Source organism: Methanococcoides orientis (assembly GCF_021184045.1).
Taxonomy (GTDB): domain Archaea; phylum Halobacteriota; class Methanosarcinia; order Methanosarcinales; family Methanosarcinaceae; genus Methanococcoides; species Methanococcoides orientis.
Genome location: NZ_CP073710.1, coordinates 1171886 through 1190896 on the forward strand (window position 1 = coordinate 1171886; position 19011 = coordinate 1190896).

At 37.6% G+C, this 19011-nt stretch carries 15 protein-coding genes and 1 tRNA gene; 13 read left to right on the forward strand and 3 right to left on the reverse strand.

Going from position 1 to position 19011, the window contains the following annotated elements; translation table 11 throughout:
* Nucleotides 1-36 precede the first annotated feature (36 nt).
* Entirely contained in the window at nt 37-852 is an 816-nt protein-coding gene (locus tag J7W08_RS05690; RefSeq protein WP_233085659.1) for a sensor domain-containing protein, read from the forward strand.
* A 108-nt stretch (nt 853-960) separates the two neighbouring features.
* Here the strand turns inward: J7W08_RS05690 and J7W08_RS05695 are convergent, their stop codons facing one another.
* Complete coding sequence (locus J7W08_RS05695) at nt 961-1242, reverse strand: MarR family transcriptional regulator (RefSeq protein ID WP_233085733.1); 282 nt, start codon at nt 1240-1242, stop codon at nt 961-963.
* Between the two features lie 151 nt (nt 1243-1393).
* Between J7W08_RS05695 and J7W08_RS05700 the strand changes: the two genes are divergently transcribed.
* The 4 genes from J7W08_RS05700 (at nt 1394) to J7W08_RS05715 (ending at nt 4740) form a co-directional block, all read left to right on the forward strand.
* Nucleotides 1394-1906: a response regulator gene (locus tag J7W08_RS05700; RefSeq protein WP_233085660.1), complete on the forward strand. Its 513-nt coding sequence runs from the start codon at nt 1394-1396 to the stop codon at nt 1904-1906.
* Nucleotides 1907-1938: 32 nt separating this feature from the next.
* Nucleotides 1939-3717 (forward strand): sensor histidine kinase, encoded by a 1779-nt coding sequence (locus tag J7W08_RS05705; protein ID WP_233085661.1) that lies wholly within the window; start codon nt 1939-1941, stop codon nt 3715-3717.
* A 9-nt stretch (nt 3718-3726) separates the two neighbouring features.
* Nucleotides 3727-4188 carry a DUF3887 domain-containing protein gene (locus tag J7W08_RS05710; protein ID WP_233085662.1) on the forward strand — a complete coding sequence of 154 codons (462 nt, stop codon included), beginning with the start codon at nt 3727-3729 and terminating at the stop codon, nt 4186-4188.
* Between the two features lie 478 nt (nt 4189-4666).
* Nucleotides 4667-4740, forward strand: a tRNA-Val gene (locus J7W08_RS05715).
* A gap of 811 nt (nt 4741-5551) precedes the next feature.
* Here J7W08_RS05715 and J7W08_RS05720 read toward each other — a convergent pair.
* Nucleotides 5552-6616, reverse strand: a complete 1065-nt coding sequence (locus tag J7W08_RS05720; RefSeq protein WP_233085663.1) for a hypothetical protein — start codon at nt 6614-6616, stop codon at nt 5552-5554.
* Between the two features lie 504 nt (nt 6617-7120).
* On the opposite strand from J7W08_RS05720, the gene J7W08_RS05725 reads away from it, so the two are divergent.
* From J7W08_RS05725 to J7W08_RS05760, 8 genes are all read left to right on the forward strand, one after another.
* Nucleotides 7121-8731, forward strand: a complete 1611-nt coding sequence (locus J7W08_RS05725) for an AAA family ATPase (RefSeq protein ID WP_233085664.1) — start codon at nt 7121-7123, stop codon at nt 8729-8731.
* Nucleotides 8732-12091, forward strand: coding sequence for an AAA domain-containing protein (locus tag J7W08_RS05730; RefSeq protein WP_233085665.1), 3360 nt, complete (start codon nt 8732-8734; stop codon nt 12089-12091).
* On the forward strand, nt 12081-13607 hold the full coding sequence (locus J7W08_RS05735) for a hypothetical protein (RefSeq protein ID WP_233085666.1): 1527 nt from the start codon (nt 12081-12083) through the stop codon (nt 13605-13607). The genes J7W08_RS05730 and J7W08_RS05735 overlap by 11 nt, the downstream gene beginning before the upstream one ends.
* On the forward strand, nt 13604-15619 hold the full coding sequence (locus J7W08_RS05740; RefSeq protein ID WP_233085667.1) for a hypothetical protein: 2016 nt from the start codon (nt 13604-13606) through the stop codon (nt 15617-15619). Before J7W08_RS05735 ends, J7W08_RS05740 begins: the two co-directional genes overlap by 4 nt.
* A 2-nt stretch (nt 15620-15621) precedes the next feature.
* On the forward strand, nt 15622-15828 hold the full coding sequence (locus J7W08_RS05745) for a DUF2997 domain-containing protein (protein WP_233085668.1): 207 nt from the start codon (nt 15622-15624) through the stop codon (nt 15826-15828).
* 2 nt (nt 15829-15830) lie between these two features.
* Nucleotides 15831-16301, forward strand: a complete 471-nt coding sequence (locus tag J7W08_RS05750; protein ID WP_233085669.1) for a hypothetical protein — start codon at nt 15831-15833, stop codon at nt 16299-16301.
* Between the two features lie 13 nt (nt 16302-16314).
* Entirely contained in the window at nt 16315-16899 is a 585-nt protein-coding gene (locus tag J7W08_RS05755) for a 4Fe-4S single cluster domain-containing protein (protein ID WP_233085670.1), read from the forward strand.
* Between the two features lie 1198 nt (nt 16900-18097).
* Complete coding sequence (locus J7W08_RS05760) at nt 18098-18256, forward strand: hypothetical protein (protein WP_233085671.1); 159 nt, start codon at nt 18098-18100, stop codon at nt 18254-18256.
* Between the two features lie 13 nt (nt 18257-18269).
* Here the strand turns inward: J7W08_RS05760 and J7W08_RS05765 are convergent, their stop codons facing one another.
* Complete coding sequence (locus tag J7W08_RS05765) at nt 18270-19004, reverse strand: integrase (protein WP_233085672.1); 735 nt, start codon at nt 19002-19004, stop codon at nt 18270-18272.
* Nucleotides 19005-19011: the final 7 nt, after the last annotated feature.

Genomic DNA, 19011 nt, shown 5'->3' on the forward strand with positions numbered 1-19011 from the left:
AGTATATAGGAGGGGGAACGTATGGTGGAAAGAAGCATGAAAAGTATGATACGGGATTTTTTTGGAGTGGTCACACGTAAACAGACCTATCTGAACCTCACATACCTGTTGTTCTCTTTTCCGCTTGGAACAGCATATTTCATTTTCCTTGTGACAGGACTTTCAATGGGTTTGAGCCTGTCTATAACCCTTATCGGCATTCCAATACTCCTATTGATGCTTGTGGCATGGTGGGAACTGGCATCATTTGAGAGGCAGCTTGCCATCTGGCTTCTGGGAATTGATATCCCGCCAATGGAATCACGGAAGTTCACAAACCAGAAGATGACAGAGAAGCTCAAAGGGTATATCATGAACCCGGTTACATGGAAAGGACTGGTTTTCCTGTTCATCAAGTTCCCACTGGGAATATTCACGCTAATAGTTTCATTCACGCTAATAACACTCACAATAACCCTGTTAGCAGTACCATTTATCTATAAGACCGCCTACATGGACCTGGGAGAATACCAGTTCGATTCTCCCGAGATCGCCATTGCGATAATGTTTGGTGGCCTGCTTCTAGGGATCATTTCACTGCACATCATGAACGGGCTTGCAAAGCTTTCCGGAGTTCTGGCCTATCACCTGCTTGGAAGCACCGGGTCTGCAGGTATCGATGAGAATGATTATACATACATCGATGATGTCGAGATCGAAGATGATGTAGATTATGTAGAAAATGATAAAGAAGAGAATACAGAAAACGAAACAGAAGAAGACACTCCAGATACGATACCCAAAACAGTGGTAAAAGCACCAGCAGAAATAGAAGATGCTGTGGATAGAACTGAAGAAGATCCACAGAATTGAGATGGTTTTAGAGATGGTGTTTGAAATCGTATTTGAAACGTTTTTAGAGAATAATTTGTGTTTTCGTATAATGAAGATAATATCAGGTCAATATCGATCGACCTAAGATCAAACTTTCATTTTGGCCAGATCACCGTAGAAGTCAAGTACCAATAATGTTAGCTTATTGTCAAGGTTCAGGCTAAAGGTGCGTATCTGTTTACCAAGGCGTTTCTCGGTCACGATGTTCGCTTCAAGCAAAGGTTCGATGACCCTTGCGACACTTGAATGGGAAAGGCCGGTCTCTTCCGCAATACCTGATAAGTAGGTGGACTCACCTTTGTGGTGGATAAGGTTCTTCAGAACAGTTATCTGTGCAGTCTTTCCGAATATTTTTTCAAGAGCATCCATTAATATCATCATTAAATATACAATTATAACTTATAAGACTTTCTAATAATTGGCTGGTAGATTCAAAATATGAATAGACCTTATCATATTTAGAAAGGCTTTAATAATATCATTCGTTTATATTTAGATATATTTCAAAGTTGTGGTATATATGGAAAAGGAAACGCTTGACAAAGACATCATGAGACTTCTCGAGGAACAGCCGGATATCAGCACCAAGGAAATTGCAGAAAAACTATCTGTTTCTGAAGACGTGGTGGCAAAAAGAGTAGAGACCCTTTCAGATACCCGAGAGAAGATCCTTATCGTGGATGATGAACCTGATGCTGTCATGGCTACCAAAAGAGCACTTGAGGCAGATGGATACAATGTCATCGATGCAGGAAATGGTGCCATGGCATTCGATCTCCTGAGGTCCGATATCCCGGACGTTATACTTCTCGATGTAATGATGCCGGATATGGATGGCTTCGAGGTATGTAAGAGGTTAAAAGAAGATCCTGCATACAGGAACATACCTGTCATAATGCTTACTGCAAAGGGAGAGATCGATGACAAGGTCGGCGGTCTTGATATCGGGGCAGATGACTACGTAACAAAACCTTTCAACCTGAAGGAACTCAAAGCAAGGATCAAAACGGTGCTAAGAAGAGCACAGGACTGATAATTATAACGCACTTTTTGTGCTGACCCCTTATGTTTGCCAGAAAAAGCAGATGGAACGCGATCATCGTTCTTTTCATAACGATGCTCTTTATCAGCTCGATCCTATTTTTAGGGATCAGGGCAAACACCGAGGTCGAAGAGCAGTTCATCGAGCAATATACCCAGGGACAAACATCACAGGCACAGCAGATCTCTACCGGCATAACCACCTTCCTCAATGAGAAGGTTACCATGCTGGAGGTCCTTTCCATACAACCCCACCAGATACCGGACGATAATTTTGAAAGCACCTTTGCCAACATATACGAAAAATCAAAGGGCTTTTACGTTATTGAATATGTGGACAAGAATGGAACTATAGTATCAGGGTATCCCGAAGAGAACACACCGCTAAGATACAACTTGTACGAGAATGAAAACAATATCCCTTTTGATATAATACAGCAGACCGGTGAAACTTATATTACCGATCCACTCACCACATTTGAGGACGAGCTGGCAATATATGTTTGGGTGCCTGTATACGTTGGTGAAAATGACTTTGAAGGCGCCTTTATTGCAGTTATCGAGATCGATGAGATCGCTGAAGAGACGATAAAAACGGAAAATCCTGCAGGATATATCTACCTGATCAACGACCATGCAAGACTTCTCTACGATAGTGCTGAAACAGAACTTATTGGAAAGAACTACTTTGACATTGTGAACGAGCCTGATGTAAGCCGCCTTGAAATAATCGGAATGCAGACAGAGGGGCTTTCCGGCAGTGGCAGTTTTTCGGAAAGGAACGAGAATGGTTTCCTGGAGCAGAAGATCATATCCTACGAACCTGTGATATGGAAGAACCAGCAGTGGTCCGTGGGTGTTGTTACACCACTTTGGTATGTGGAATCACTGGTCCAGTCAATATACATTAAGCAGGGACTCTTTGCAATGATCTCTGTTGCATTCATCCTCTTCATAGGCTCATTTATAGCACTGATCCTGTTCTCCTGGAACAAGACCCTTGAGGGTGAAGTAAAGAACAAGACATCAGAGCTGGAAAGATCCAACGAATACCTGCAAAATGCTAACCGGAAGCTTAAGGAGCTTGACAGGCTCAAGAACGATTTCGTGTCAATGGTATCACATGAGCTGAAAACACCATTGACCGCCATGAAGACCTCCAGTGAGTTCATGAAGGAAACTGAATGCAACCCCGAGGTCAAGGAAGAGATGCTTGACCTTATAATAAGAAACATCGATCGACAGGCAAGAATGGTGGATGACCTACTGGACATCTCACGCATTGAGTCAGGCAAGATGAAGTTCAATCCGGAAGACGTGAACATAAGGGAGATCGTCGAGACATCCCTGCAGACAGTTGAAAAGCAGGCAAAGGACAAAGGAATTAATATCAAGGTAGGATATCCTGAAGAGAGCCTTACCATCAAAACGGATAAAGACAAGCTTATCAGGGTCTTTGTGAACCTCCTGACGAATGCCATCAAGTTCACACCACATGATGGAGAGGTGGAGATCAGCGTAACGGATGCTGGAAACCACATCCAGGCAAGTATCAAGGACAATGGTATCGGCATACCCCCTGAGAAACGGGAGAAGATATTCGATAAGTTCTACCAGGTGGACAGTACCGCTACAAGAAAAGCAGGCGGAACAGGACTTGGACTTGCGATCATCAAAGGAATTATAGATGGACAAGGCGGCAGCATATTCGTGGAAAGCGAGGCCAACAAGGGCAGTACTTTCACATTCAGATTACCAAAAGAGCTAAAGGAAGAAGACTTTACAGAGATAGAGCAGTATTAAGGGTGAAACATGAAATTAAAGATAAAAGCATTATTGGTTCTCATCATCGCAGTAGCGATATTCCAGAGTGGATGTACATCCATAGATGAAGAAAGCTTCAATGCCGATATTGAGGGATACGCAGACCCTATTGCAGAAAATGCACTCCAAGCCATCAATGAGAAGAACTACACCAAATTCTCCGCCGACCTGGACCCTACGATGAAAAAGGCATTCACGGAAGAGATCTTTCTGAAGTCAGCAAACATAGTTCAGGATGAGCTTGGCAACTATACTTCAAAGGAACTGCTGGACATCAATGCTGCCGAAAGGCATACTGTTGTGATATACCAGGCAAACTTCGAGAAACAGACCGATGATGTGATCTTACGCTTGATATTCGTAAATTCAGACGGTCAGGTGGAACTCAGGGGAATCTGGCTTGAATCCTCACAATTAAAGAAACGTATGGCTCTGGAAGAGAGAATATAATCCCATATATTCTTTTTTGCTCTTCTCCTTCCCCCTTCTTCTTTTACCTTCTTTTTTTCTGATCGAAGTTCAGTTCAAGCTGCAACCTACTACCGTAAGGTATCAAAATAAAGCATAAAGGCATCAGGCCAGCAGAAATACAAGGATTCCCTTTTAAAATATGAACAAAAAGATAGCATCAGAAGAGAACTTCGAGTTGGAAGGGAGTATGTGGTGTTTGCATGTGTGTTAGGGTAGTGACTCATCAGTTGTCAAGTAACTACTCAAAGTTCTCTGCCAATGTACAATACAATGGATGCACGAATTATACATAAACCTTTCTATATATGGGCGAGTTTTTTGAAATATTTCTAGTTTTATAACTGCATCAATAATTAATTGCCGTTAACCTTATAGCCCATCAAGTATATGTGATGGTTCAGTGGCACCTGAAAATTGAAGAAGATCAAGATATCAGGTATCCAATATTAAACAAAATGGGCTCGTGGTCTAGCTGGTTATGACGTTGCCTTCACACGGCAGAGGTCGGGTGTTCGAATCTCCCCGGGCCCATCATTATTTTCCACGTCTTGTGGTAGCGTTTTTTCTATATCGTGAAGCTTATTTTCTATCGAAGAGAGCCTCACTTCGAGGTCTGGTTGGGCAGAGGGTTGTATAACTTCTATGTTGCCGTTGAATTCATCATCCAAGGAAATTACAAACAAAGGCTTTCCATTGTTATCGATTTCAAAGATGTGGGCTATTTCGCCTGCAAGATGTGCGTGTGACTGTGGTAATCGAAGCAAAGGATATTCTATGTTTTTCTTGGGTCGAAGCCTTGTGATTTTTGATTTCCCTATGTATCTCATGATTACCAACTCTTTATGAAAAATAGTTGTATAACTTTATACAACCTTGTTGTACAACATTATATAACCCTGTTGTTTAACCTTGAAATCGTGCATAATATTGATGATGTTCCCAATAGATAATCATCAGAGGCGGCCGCGACACGAAGAATGACATCACCAGTTCTTCTGGAAGAGCTCGAACAAAATATTCATGCCTGCAGGTTTAACCTTCACATTGCGACACGAATTACAGACAATGTTGCATATGATCATGTAAGAGAGTAGGGCAAATATATTATGGAGATTCTAGTTATTTTCGAACATATGCCTGTCAGAAATGTTCAATTAAGTTCAATTATTTGAATCCTAGAAGTAACTCTTCGGTGTTACCCTTATACTTCGACAGGGATATTTCTAACTTGGGAAAGAAAAGGACATCTATAGTTTATAGTGACCCTTTTCTTCAGTTATTAAGTACTTCGTGTGAAGGAAATGAATTGGTAGAATTTTTTACTTGTTTAAAGTTAGTCTTTCTAATCCAAAAAACCATCATTCCAAATGAAATTTTGGTATGGGTCAAATTCATAATTTTCAAAAATGCTTGGATAGAGGGTTGGATATTCCGCTTTTTCTAGTGGTATACAAAACAACCTGTCTGGACTTAAGGGTGATCCACCAAGACCAATTACAACAAAAAAAGGAATCTTTTTCTGATAGGCATATGATAAGTATCGATTTATTTGCTTATCAGTTGACCAGTTAAGTTTTCCATTATATAATGAAGATCTAAATTTACACTCTACTGCAAATTCAGTTCTACTTGAATCATCTCGCATTAGTAGATCAGGATGTGTATCAGATTCAACATAACGGTTATGTTTACGTAACATATCTGTAGTCCACTCGACAACTGTAAAATAACGTTCATCAAACTTATCTACAACATAACGTTCAAAATCGTTTCCTTTCTGTTCCAAATCTTCGGCAACAGGCATGTTATTAGTAATATTTTGAGGAAATGTGTATGATTTATGAGTACCATGCATCATTGCACTCTTTGCTAAAGTACCACTATATCTCAAACCAAGTTTTGATTTTACTACTTCTTCACCTGCATGCGCTAAACCCAAAGCAGCTGTCTGAACAATCTTATTAGCAAAAGCGTTGTTTTGCTTATTGGTTGAAGCAGCATCCACATTCAAAATGTTAATGGATGGATTTAACTCATGAATGGAGGTCACAAATTTTGTTACAAAATCATTACTTCGGTCTGTAATTGTGACAACTTCCTCATTTTTTCCAATATTAAATAGCGATAAATAGCTTGCATCTTTTCCAATGGGTACAAACCTGACATATCCTCCAATATAGCGGCCTGCATATTTCACGTGCATTTCTGAAATATTTGAAAGAGCTACTTTGTATTCTACGGGTAATTTATTCCTCAGTCTCTTTCGAATATGTTGACGATCAATAACAAGATAATCATCAAAAAGATCAATGTATCCATTGTACCCCTTGAACTGAAGTAGTGGTTCAGGGTTATTATCACAATTGGAGAATAAGCGATTCAAGAATTTCATTGGTTTAACTTCCACAATTAATAAACTCATTATACAATATAAATTTTTCATACATACCTTTGATAGAATATATGGCGTCTATTTATTGTTTTTAAAATACATTTTCACGTCAATTGAATGCGAAGCAACTTCTGTTTTAACAAAATTGCATTGTGTTTCATCAATTGGGGGTTATAATCAAGATATTATGCGAATAAACCATATGGACGAAGACTTCAATAGCTCCGTAACCTCGTTCTTATGTTGTTCAAATGTTTTTAGTTGGATTATATCAGATGTATTTTTATCCTATGTATATAGGATGAACTTTTTCATTTTGTAGATTTTCTTTGCTGGACGAAAGCCCTTTCACGGTTTTAATAATGTCTGTAAATTCAATTGTCTCTTGAGTCGAATCACCACAACCCTATAATGTCAAGGTTGTGATGACCATGAATATAAAAATCAAAACATATTTATATTAAAACTAATACTGTTGGATATATTCCCAATTTATTTTTAATGTAGTATGGTAGTAATATGAATATTGATACTAAAATCACGAATCTGATTAAATCTGGTGCTCCAATTATTCAGATTATCAGCTATGAAACATTAAGGATTCATGCATCTTTGATTAAGGCTGCTTCTAAAACTGGAAGAACTGTTTATGTATGGAATCGAACAGAGGGATTGTCAGAATTGGATCAAAATGGGCAATTAAATGAAAAAGATGAAGATATGCGTGATCCATCATCGATTCTTGAATGGTTTGTTGACAATGACTCTGACAATTTATTATTATTACTTGAGGACTTTCATCCAGATCTTACAGAACAACAGCCTCATATTATCAATAGACTTAGGTGCATTGCACGCTCTTGTTTATCTCAAAAACTAATAAATCGTACTTTATTATTATCACAACCAATCAAACATTTGCCTGTTGAACTTGAGAAAGATGTACAGGTTGTGGAATTGCCCTTGCCAAGTACTAATGAGATTAAGCAGATTATGAAAAGTGTTCGTCAACGTTTTGATTTGCATGAGCGTGATTATCAGGAATCATCTCGTTTAACAGAAGCAGCTCTTGGTCTTACTACAACTGAAGCATCACTTGCTTTCTCAATGGCCGCAGTGGGAAATAAAAGATTAACTGATGCTGAAGTTCCTTTGATTGCAGCTGAAAAAGAACAGGTCATAAGAAAACGTGGTCATCTTGAATTTTATCAACCAGATCAAGGGTTGGACGAGATTGGTGGGCTTGATAAACTAAAAGATTGGTTAGGGCGTAGAGAAAGAGCTTTTACTGAAGATGCAAGAGATTTTGGTCTTGAATCACCAAGGGGAATTTTACTTCTTGGTTTGCCAGGTACTGGTAAAAGTCTTGCTGCAAAAGCGGTTTCCAACGCATGGCAATTGCCTCTTTTAAGGTTGGATATGGGTCGTGTATTTGGTGGTATTGTTGGGCAATCTGAAGAAAACATTCGATCTGCTCTAAATACTGCTGAAGCATTAGCACCCTGTATTCTTTGGATAGACGAAATTGAAAAAGGAATGGCTGGTGCACAAAGTTCGGGTGCAACCGATGGCGGAACTACTTCTCGTGTTCTTGGAACGTTTTTGACATGGATGCAGGAAAAGACAAAACCCGTATTTGTGCTCGCAACAGCAAACAATATTTCCCAGCTACCACCTGAATTATTAAGGAAAGGTCGAGTTGATGAAATTTTCTTTGTAGATCTTCCTGATTCCAACGATAGAAAAGACATAATTCGTATTCATCTTCGCAAGCGTAAACGAAGTCCAACTCACTTCACAGATATTGAACTAGATCATCTTGTCGAAATTTCTCGTGGGTTTACTGGTGCTGAACTTGAAGAAGCTGTAAAAGAAGCAATGTTCAGATCGTTTGATTATGGAAGGGATATAACTGCTGATGATCTAGAAGACGCGATTAATGATACAACTCCTCTTTCTCATACTATGAGAGAAGTCATCGAATCAACTCGTCAATGGGCAAAAGGACGTGCAGTTCCTGCAAGTGACAGAGCTCCAGAGGTTCTTGATAAAATTGATATTAGATCAAAACAACCAAGGTTACGTCAAGAAATAGAAAATCCATTTATATCTGATATTGAGGGTCAATAAATGGTCTTGTCGACTGGGCATTATGTTGCACTTGGCGTAGATGATCCATCTTCACTAATGGGATCAACCAAAAAGGGACTAAATCCCTTTATTGGCTATTTGATGAATTCAATAAAGTCTTTGGAGAACAAAGAGGTAAGTTGTAAATGGGAAAGAGTTGAAAAAGAACGTTTTATCTTGAAAGTTTTGAATAAAATATATGAGATTCGCCCTCAGACATTGGTTGAAATCGAACCTCCTGAAATGGGTTGGTTTAATGTGGAAGCATTAGATCTGGATGTAGATGATGAGTTTGATCCTGACCCTGAAGATGAATTGATTATTGGAAGGGGGAAAAAAGCCGATCGTCTGAAACTTTCAGATAAAAATGTTCGACAATCTTATGGAAGGACTTGGCAGATCAAAATTGAAGAATCCAGTAAAGTAGATAACAAAATCAATTGGTCTGGTTATGACATCAAACTTAATAGAATAGTATCTCCACTTGAAAGTGATGATCTGATTTTCAAACTTAATAGTGAGAAACTAAAATTTCATAGGGATGATAGTGAATGGAAATTTTGGCTGGATACTGATTTGATTTTAGGGAAAAGTTTAGAGATTAATGGGGCAGAATGCAAGTATAAAGTAATTCGCCGTTTTAATAAAGACACTTTTCAAAAGCAATATCCCCTATCTCAACAATTAGGTAACTATTGGAGGGTAACTTGTGAAAATAAACCACAGTTTGCCTGTGCGAATGTTGTCGAAATAACTAACGACCTAATGAGAGAGATATCAATTCAAGATCTTGATATTGATTTGCAATCTTTTATTCATGACGAATGGGATATTCTGAAAGGAAATGGTAAAAACGAATGGATTTTGATATACAAAGGAAATGCTGAAGATATAACGCTTCCCGAGAAGTTTGCTCACAAATCTATGAAGGATATGTTGTTTTCATGCCATAAAAAACAAGTCAAAGATAAGTGGATACAATTAGTAGAATCTGGGGAAGAAAATGAGATAAATCCTTCTGATTCAATACTTGAACACTTTTTTAGTGAAAATGTGTTACTACATGATTCAGATAAGTTTGAGAAAAACAATCAGTTGTATATTCTTAAACGCAACTATGAAGAAAAACAACTTCTTTTATCATATGGTAGAAAGGATAAACCTGCCTTTCCAAAAAGATCTTCTCTTCATCTAAAAGCAGATGTTTTTCAGATGAGAAATCAACAAAGATCTATTTATCAGTTATTAGATTATCCAGTTTCTGATCATCTTCCTCTTCTTGATCTTTTCAAACTACGAGATGAAATTCAGTGGCCAATATTCGATAATTTTCCTGAAGAAGACATTGATTGGAAAGTTTTGACTGATCTTTCTTTTAAAGGTTGTGACAAGCAAAGAGAATTTGTTTGCAAAGCTCTTGCAACTCCAGATTTTGCAATCATGAGTGGTCCTCCTGGAACGGGAAAAACAACTACTATACTTGAACTCATCCTTCAACTTACAAGCAGAGGAAAACGTGTCCTTCTTGCAGCATCTACACATGCAGCAATAAATAATGTCCTTGAGAGGTTGGAAGAAAGGGGTCATACTGAAAATGTGCACGCAACACGTGTAGGTCTTGAAGATCGAGCTGTTGGTCTTGAACATTTTGTGTACGATCGACAGGTGAATAATTGGAGTAGTAGCTTAGGTCTGAATGAAGGTGATACCCGTAAGCTTGTAATGGAAAGTGCAAATCTTGTTTGTGGTACAACTATGGGGATACACAGTTTACTGCGAAAAAAGAATGGATTAGATCTTGAAAGAAATGGTCCACCATTTGATATCATGATTATCGACGAATGCAGTAAAACTACATTCCATGAGTTTATGGTTCCAGCGAGACTTGCAAAGCGTTGGATACTTGTTGGTGATGTCCGTCAACTTTCCCCTTTTACTGACCGTGAGCAGATAACCTCCAATTTAAAAGTACTTGATCTTTCTGTAAAAGATGGACCTGCCAAGCATCTTTCAAGTGAACTCCAAGAAGCATGCAAATTGCTTCTGATCTTGTGGCCTTACAAAACTCGGTTTGTTGTTCCAGTTTCTGAAAAGGTTGCAGAAAAAATTGTTGACGAAATTGATGCACGATTAGATGATGGGGATAGTTCTATAGTTGATGATCTTAGACGAATTTTAGTAATATCAGATAAATTTGATCTCATAAATATTAATGCATTATACGAACATAATGTTGTTTTTATTGAACAAAATCTACTAAATAAATATCGGGAGTGGATGCCAAACGATTCTGTCATTCTTGAGAAGAATTGGTTGCTATCCGCACATGCCTATAGACATTTTGCAAATAATGATTGGTACTTTGGGCATGACTATCGTCCTCGTGGGAATAACACTTATAAGAGAGCAAATGAAGTTTACAAAGAATGCTCTCGGTCTCTTGAAACATCATGGGCAGATGAGGTTTGCTGGAGGTTGGAACGTGAATACTGGTTACGTTTTCTTTCAGGGAATAAAAGAAGATTACTGTCTTATCAGAAGCAACTTGAACGCTTATTTCCACAGAGTGAAAATGCAACTGGACGAATTTATACCTTGAGAAATATTGCATTCCCCTCAATTCTTGAAGCACTTTCTGGCAGTGGTTTGATTAAACGAAAGAGTGATGGTTTGACAACACTCAATCAAGGATTCAATAAAGAAGAACGTGACTGTCGTCATACTACATTGAGTTATCAACATCGTATGCACCCAGATATCTCAGCTTTACCTCGTGAATTGTTTTATTCATTGGATAGAAAGAATGTTTCCTTGCTTGATGGTGATCAGGTTTGCAATAAACTTAATTGGAGTTACGATCGCTATCAGAAGCATAGGGTATGGCTGGATATCAAAGGTGACGTGAAAGGTAATGCTAATGAAAAAGAAGCTGCTGCCATAGATAAAGAATTAACGTCATTTATAGAATGGACTAAACAAAATCCAAAAGCTGATGGGAGTTTTTGGGAGGTAGCAATACTAACATTTTACAAAGGGCAAGAAAAATGTTTACGTGAACACTTGAGGAAGCTTACAGGCGATAGCAGTCGGCACAGTCGGTTTGAAAAGGATAATGTTCACATTAAACTGGCAACGGTAGACTTTTTCCAAGGGCAGGAAGCAGATGTAGTATTTTTATCGATGGTAAATACCCAGAGGGATGGCTTCCTTGATAGTCCTAATCGCCTTAATGTTGCTATAACAAGAGCTAGGTATCAATTAGTGGTTGTTGGCTACCACGATTATTTTTTGAATAGATCATCGAATGAATTAAAAAAGCTGGCAAAGAATAGCTTAAAGGTGGATGTACATGGAAATTGAACTGGAACGTTCTATAAAGATGGAACGTTGTGAGATTATTGGGAGAATGGTAGTCGAGCAAGAACGTACCGATCTGAAACAATTACTTGTTCGTCTAAATGAAGGGGATATTTCAGACATTCCAAAGAGACTAGAGTATCTACTGTCAAAGTTGAAACTATATGAATCAGGTTCAATACTTGAAGCAGGAAATGAACTGCTTGAGAAAGGAACAGTGTTTTCTGAAGAATACGGACACTACGAGATATGGTATCTATTAAATGATGCATGGTTGGGTTCGCGTCCATTATGTATTCGTCGAATTCAAGCTAATAACAAAAAAGAGAATGGAAATAAGAAGCGAAGTGATAAATGGAGCAAAGAGGTATCTCCTGATAAATATTATTCTTCAGACAATACTCCTGCACAATTTTCTAAAGAAAAGGTATGCAATTTATCTTATTTAATCCCTGATTCAATATCACAGCATAAAAAGTATGATAATGGACATTTCTTATGCAAACTTGATTCTGATGACACTTCTTCCATTGAGGTATCAGCAAGTGTAAAATGGAGTTCTGATAACTCTAACGAGAATTTTTTAGTAAATATTGATTGGTATTCTACAAGAGTCTATGATCTTCTTTCTGATTTTGCTGAGAACTTAAATGTAGCATGGGATGCTAATAATGATGCTTTCCTTTTGGATGAGCCACCAGTCGATGAAAATGAACTAATTAACTTCCAAAGGAGTAAAGTCGTAATCTCAAATATTGACACAATAAGTGGTGGTTTATTTGAAACCGTTAGTATGAAAAATGTTCCATTACGTGCAAATTCAAACAGATGTGCAAAGGAGTGGTTACAAAAATTAATGATCAATAAATGGTCAAACTCATATGTTTCAACTGCTTCGTCTCTTGAGGATCAAAAAGAATGGCTTGCGTCTATTGCTTTAAAAGATCATGAACTTGAAACAGTGGAAGGTGAAAATCTTTTATCTTTCATGGATAAAGATAGCTCTAACAGAGCTTATTGGCATGTTGCTTCAATGCAGGATATAATTCCTTCTGGAGTTAAAGTAAAACCTTCTCCTTTTAAACTTAATGAGAATGATCTAGATCCCATAGGTAGTATTGCTTCAAGACTTGGTGTCGAGCAAGAAATAAGTGAATTTCGTGTGATTGATCGATATGTAATACACGGTGGACACATTAAGACAATTCAACAGATTTCTCAGAGTATTGGTGCAAAAAGCGTTTCTGTTGTAGCATTAAAGATGCCAAATTCTTTCCCTGATACATGGAATTATTTTCCTATGGGGCATAAAGAGAAAATGAATCATGATCGATATTGGTGTGTTAACAATAATGGCACATGGAATGTATGGAGCTGTACCGATTCTTCCGATTTTTTGAAAACGAGCGGAGGAAATACGCATATTGAAGGCTCTCCTACTTTTACACCTCTTGAAATTAAAGATCTCCCTAGTCTGATTAATGATTATTTGAACATGTCCAAGGAGGTTCAGAAATGATTAATGCAAAAGAAAAAACAATTACTGTTGATCAATCAGAACAAAAGATCTCACATATATTTTTGCCACTATCTTCTCAAGCATCCGATAGTCATAATCAAATTACCATCTCGGAACCATCACCAAAACAAACTCTATTTTTGGCTACAGATAAACTTGAAAGTGAGGAAATGATACGTGATCTCCAAAAGAAAGCTGATTCAGGAATTCGTGTCTATCTTCTATTAGGCAATCCTTACATAAATTCGGAATCAATTACACGATTGTCTGGTAGATGTATGATTCGTGCAGGTGTTCCTCAAACAGGATGCTTGATTTTGAGTGATATAAATACTACTGATCGTCATGGATGTGTCATATTTAACCAAGACACAATTCGAGGTTATGATCTTGATAGTATGCAATGTAATGATTTTTATCGTACATTTTGTTATCTTTTCTGGAATAAAGCAACTCATGAATGTTTGGATCAAAATGGGTATTTTTCAGAAGTTGATAACTGTCCAACAGGTGTGATTTCCCTCAATGAAAAATATAATCTTCCAGGAAAACTTTCTGATTATATTCTGAGATCTCTTGATGAACAAAGTGTAATTAGTATTCAGGATTATTCTAACAATTTACTTTGGGATCTATTACCCCTAGAGAAAATAAGTGGGTCATTAATGTTGCAGTTGTCTGGTAAGCAGTATCTTTCATCTTTAGATGAACTTTGTTTAAATAGGGATGTAAATGTACGTTTGACAGATAGGCCCGTAAATAATGCTGTTTTCTCATCGAAAGGTTGCTGGCTTTTACCAAATATCATTGACAACGATGTGGTAAACTGGTGCATTCGTGAAAATGATCTTCAAAATAATAGTTATTTGAATTCATTTAAGGCTGAATGGGGTTTATGCCAATGGGAGCTTGCTAGGGATATATCTTTAAGAGACATTAATGGAAATGTGCGTTTTGCTGATGAACCAGAAAATATTTGTGACTTTGTGAAGGATATGTCTATAGATTTAGATTCAATCTCATCTCCTGATTTTGATTCATTCCTTGATCCCGATTTTGAGAATCTTTTTGCAGACCAGATACAGTTTGATAAAGATCGGTTAGCGCACAAAATAGAGTACAACGCTACACTTTATCCTCCATTTTTGCCAGACAAAGCAATGCCTGATCCTCTTGTGCAGACATGGAATGAAAAACAGGAAGAGTGGTCTGAAAATATCTCTATCTTAAAGAGAATGGTCGATGAGCTTGAAAACTATGAAGGTGGCCTAAGTGAAAAAATCAGAGGTATGTTACGCTCTCGGTTAGCTGCACAGGGCCAAAAAATTGTAGAGTATAGGTCCAAACTTAGTAAATTAGAAGCTGCTGACCTTGGTAGAAGCTCTCCAGCAGATCTCGAAGGGTGGACTCATGATCTCATTGAACTGAATAAAGATATTGAAAAACGTATTATGGGTAACAGTAGAGAAAAAGAGCGAGTATCTAAAGAGATCGAGTGGAAAGACAAGTGTTGTCAATTAGATGATAAAATTTTAAAACTTGTGGAAAGTAGTTCAATTAAAGAATCTGAAATCAAAGAAGTTGAACATAAGATTAAGGATCTAGAAGAGCAACTTAGCGTTTTCTCGGATAAGAAACAAGAGAAAAATCTAAGAAAAGATTTGGACAAATCAAAAAAGAGGAAAAATTCCGCAATTTCATCTTTGAATAAATATACTGAACAGATATCAAAATTAAGATCTCAACGAGAGGATCTTGGTGAACACTTTGTTCCACAACTCAAAAATGATGGGGGGGATGGAGCTGAACTTGGTCGTATTCTTGGTAATAAAAATGTAGATATTTCGTTTAATTTCGAATGGCCTACTGAGTTCCTTCCAGCCGAGGGGATAGAACTCTTTTTTTCTGAAGGGATTAGGTGGATTGTCATTGATGATCTTGAACAAGTAAAAAAAGCCAAAAAATCGGCTGTTGAACTTAATGGTAAAATATGTGCTAGAAGAGGTGAGTGATTTTGGCAGAACAAAGGATTACTATTGAAATAGATGAAGAAGGCAAAATTGTAGCAAAAACCTCTGGATTTAAGGGGGAGGCATGTATGGACGAACTTCAGAAGTTACTTGATGGGGAAGTTTGTCCTTCCACATTAAAACCAACAGACGATTTCCATCAGAAAAAGACAGTAAATTCTCAGCAGAAGCAATCTTTGGGAGGTAAATAATTATGAGTGCAATAGTTAAAACTACAACTGCGTTTACTAACAAAGCTCTTCTTCTGGAGACCTTGGATGAAATGGGCGTTGGATACGAATTAAAGGGTAATAAAGTTGTCACGGATAGAATGGACTATTATGGTCACCAATGTTTTGAATATGGTAAGAATGGTTCCTTTAATTTCCAACATGATTCAAGCGCAGAAAAGATGAACTATCCTTGGCGATCGATTAATTTCCGAGAGTGGAAAACGGTTACGAGTTTTTTGGAAGCGGTTGAAGTTGGATACAAGGGTGCTTATACTCGAATGTTGGAGAGGTTAGCAGAGGAAGAAAGGTTGCGTGAAGAAGAGAGAAGGAAGCAATATGTTGAAAGTGTGCGCAATGAAACAATAGAACGTGCTAAATCACAGGGTTATATTGTAAAAGAAACGCGTCAGGACAACAAGATCAAACTTGTTCTTAGTAGAACAACCTATTGAAAGGTGATTTTTGATGAGGGACTATGGGACATGTTTTAATGTTGCACATATTGAATATGGGAGTCAAATATATGGACCTGGTAATCGGCTAGTGGTCTGGTTTCAAGGTTGTTCTCTTGCATGTTCAGGTTGTTGGAATAAAAGCATGTGGAGCTTTGAGTCATGTAAACTGATTGAAAGAAAACATCTTTTTGATTCTATTCAAGATCATTCGGAATTTGATGGAGTGACATTTCTTGGTGGAGAACCTCTTGATCAAATACAAAATTTGTCTTGGTTGATCACTGAGCTTAATCGTAATGACATCAGTATTATGTTATATACGGGATATGAGGTGGAAGAGATAAGGGGTGATACTTCAAAATCAGATATTTGTGAGATGGTTGACATTCTGGTTACTGGAAGGTACAGGGAAGAAGAACGTGATATTTTCTTAAGGTGGCGAGGTTCACAGAATCAAAAATTAATTATCAAAAACAACAAGTCCCCAAATCTTGATTTTGCTGATGGAACAAATCAAGTGGAGATTGTAATTGATGAATATGGTTCAACTAGCATTTTTGGTTATCCTGATGATGAAATCTGTCCAACATTATAAAAACATAATGTAAAAATTGATACCTGTTCTACAATACTAAAAAATGACTCGTCATAATCTTGAAATTTATTTCCGAGATACCTGTTTCTTTTCATTTTAGGAAGAGAAATTATTCGAATTCCGATGTTCAACAAGTAGGCTTCCAATTAATGTAGTTATGGTCTATATCTCATGTGAATTAGAATTGATATCATCTATAGATATGCCATCATTCAACACGAAAAGCTTCTGTCTCTTTCGGACATGTGTGTTTCAAATCGTCCAGTTGAGCTAAACCATTTGAATCTTCAGAATTAGTAAGATATTGAGCGCATAAACCACATAACAAAAGTCAGAGATTCATGCACCCAGTTTTTACACATAGACCACGTGACAAATGTCCGAGATATATGCGCAAATTTCGTCCATATACCACAAATCAAACGATTTAGGTATAATGATTACACAACCACTCTCCAAGCATTACAGCGGGCAAATATGACTATATTAACACGGCAAGCTCGGGAAATTGACTCTTAAACTAGACTTGAAGAGGCATCACCCTGTAGAGTTTTTAGCAGTCATGTTATTGAATGGGTGGAGCATTTATCTAATTGTCATTGATCTGATAAATGGATAGCACCACAACTGTAGCACCTTATTTTCCAGAATTAGCAGCACACATAATCTCTGATCAGCGTGCATTCAGTATGTCCAATTATAACATGGGCCTTCATTTGTATATATTAATTTCTATGAAATAAAACCAGCATCATTCAATTATTTTCACATACCTGCGATGCAAGGAATTGATGTCATGCATGCGATGCATGGATCGACACAATACCCATGCATTTTTCAAAAACAACAGCTGACATCATCTCAAGAAATCAGGACAAGTCTACATTGAAGTTAACCCAGGCAAACGTGGCGGAGTTGGACATGATTCACATGGAAAATGTGAATCCAACTTCTCAAAATTAAACCGAATATATTTGCAAAATGATAGGGTGATTATAGTTAATGTAATCTCCATTCACCAGCACACCAAGTTAACTTCAACTTCTCAAATGGCCAAGATATGTTGCAACTCCTGCGACACAAGGAAAATATCATCAATTCATGAAATTTTATGGATAGATCTTATTCTACATTTCTTAAAATTAGTAATTAGTTCTCGATCGCAGAATTGTTGTGGATACTCGAAATGTCGGGGAATTTGTATTACCAAAATCAGGGAAAAGGACAGCCCATCAAAGGACATATCCTACAATCAAATGCCTGCGGGCTTGATGCTTTAATTGGCGACACAATGGAGATTATCTCAACTTTGTACGAAGTTCCTATGGAATTTACCATGATCACTCCGATGATGTGAGTCCAGTAATTATTCAAACAGGGAACACATCAATGAGCTTTTTGTATTCCTTTTTTGCTTGTCCCACTTTGTTGAGGTAATGTGCACTTCCAACAGTCGTCGCAGCACGTCCCTGGATAAAGTCAGCTACACTCTCTGTGACTCCTTCCCTTATCATAACATTGAGATGCCATTTGCGTATTGTCTTTGCAGATACCCGATCGTAGCGGATCTTTTCAGTAATGTTGTAATAACATCTTGGCTTACCAATAGCTTTTAGCTCTGGAATAAATGAGGTCGGGAAAAAGACCTGGAATGTCTTCTTCGTACCTTCAGCGAATGAAGCCGTTGGATAACAAGCTACATCACCATCTACAATGATATTACGTTCATCGAAATTCTCCAACATTTTATGAATGTGTCTAGCCCTGCTTCCTGAATAAGTAAGCAAGCGAAATACTGGTTTCAATACTTCAGGGCAAGCATTGTAAGCTTCTTTGACCTCTTCATCCGTAACATATATCTCAACAACTCCCGATTTCCTAATTTTTACAAATCGTCTCCATTTTTCAATGCTATACTCACCAATGTAATCAATCTCTTCATCTTCACAATAGTTGAACAGATTTCGAAGACCTCGTGACTCTTTATCCTTTAGATACAATCCACGCAATTCGTTTGGCTTGTTTATGGTGTTATTCTCAAAGAATCTTGTAAGAGCAGTTATATAGCTTTGTTTTGTTGCCGCGGTGACATCCCTAAACTGCAACCATTGA

What these genes read in the sequence shown, in the direction of transcription:
- J7W08_RS05690 (WP_233085659.1), top strand. Translation starts at nt 37, where the DNA reads ATGAAAAGTATGATACGGGATTTTTTTGGAGTGGTCACACGTAAACAG.
- J7W08_RS05695 (WP_233085733.1), bottom strand. Translation starts at nt 1,242, where the DNA reads ATGGATGCTCTTGAAAAAATATTCGGAAAGACTGCACAGATAACTGTT.
- J7W08_RS05700 (WP_233085660.1), top strand. Translation starts at nt 1,394, where the DNA reads ATGGAAAAGGAAACGCTTGACAAAGACATCATGAGACTTCTCGAGGAA.
- J7W08_RS05705 (WP_233085661.1), top strand. Translation starts at nt 1,939, where the DNA reads ATGTTTGCCAGAAAAAGCAGATGGAACGCGATCATCGTTCTTTTCATA.
- J7W08_RS05710 (WP_233085662.1), top strand. Translation starts at nt 3,727, where the DNA reads ATGAAATTAAAGATAAAAGCATTATTGGTTCTCATCATCGCAGTAGCG.
- J7W08_RS05725 (WP_233085664.1), top strand. Translation starts at nt 7,121, where the DNA reads ATGAATATTGATACTAAAATCACGAATCTGATTAAATCTGGTGCTCCA.
- J7W08_RS05730 (WP_233085665.1), top strand. Translation starts at nt 8,732, where the DNA reads ATGGTCTTGTCGACTGGGCATTATGTTGCACTTGGCGTAGATGATCCA.
- J7W08_RS05735 (WP_233085666.1), top strand. Translation starts at nt 12,081, where the DNA reads ATGGAAATTGAACTGGAACGTTCTATAAAGATGGAACGTTGTGAGATT.
- J7W08_RS05740 (WP_233085667.1), top strand. Translation starts at nt 13,604, where the DNA reads ATGATTAATGCAAAAGAAAAAACAATTACTGTTGATCAATCAGAACAA.
- J7W08_RS05750 (WP_233085669.1), top strand. Translation starts at nt 15,831, where the DNA reads ATGAGTGCAATAGTTAAAACTACAACTGCGTTTACTAACAAAGCTCTT.
- J7W08_RS05755 (WP_233085670.1), top strand. Translation starts at nt 16,315, where the DNA reads ATGAGGGACTATGGGACATGTTTTAATGTTGCACATATTGAATATGGG.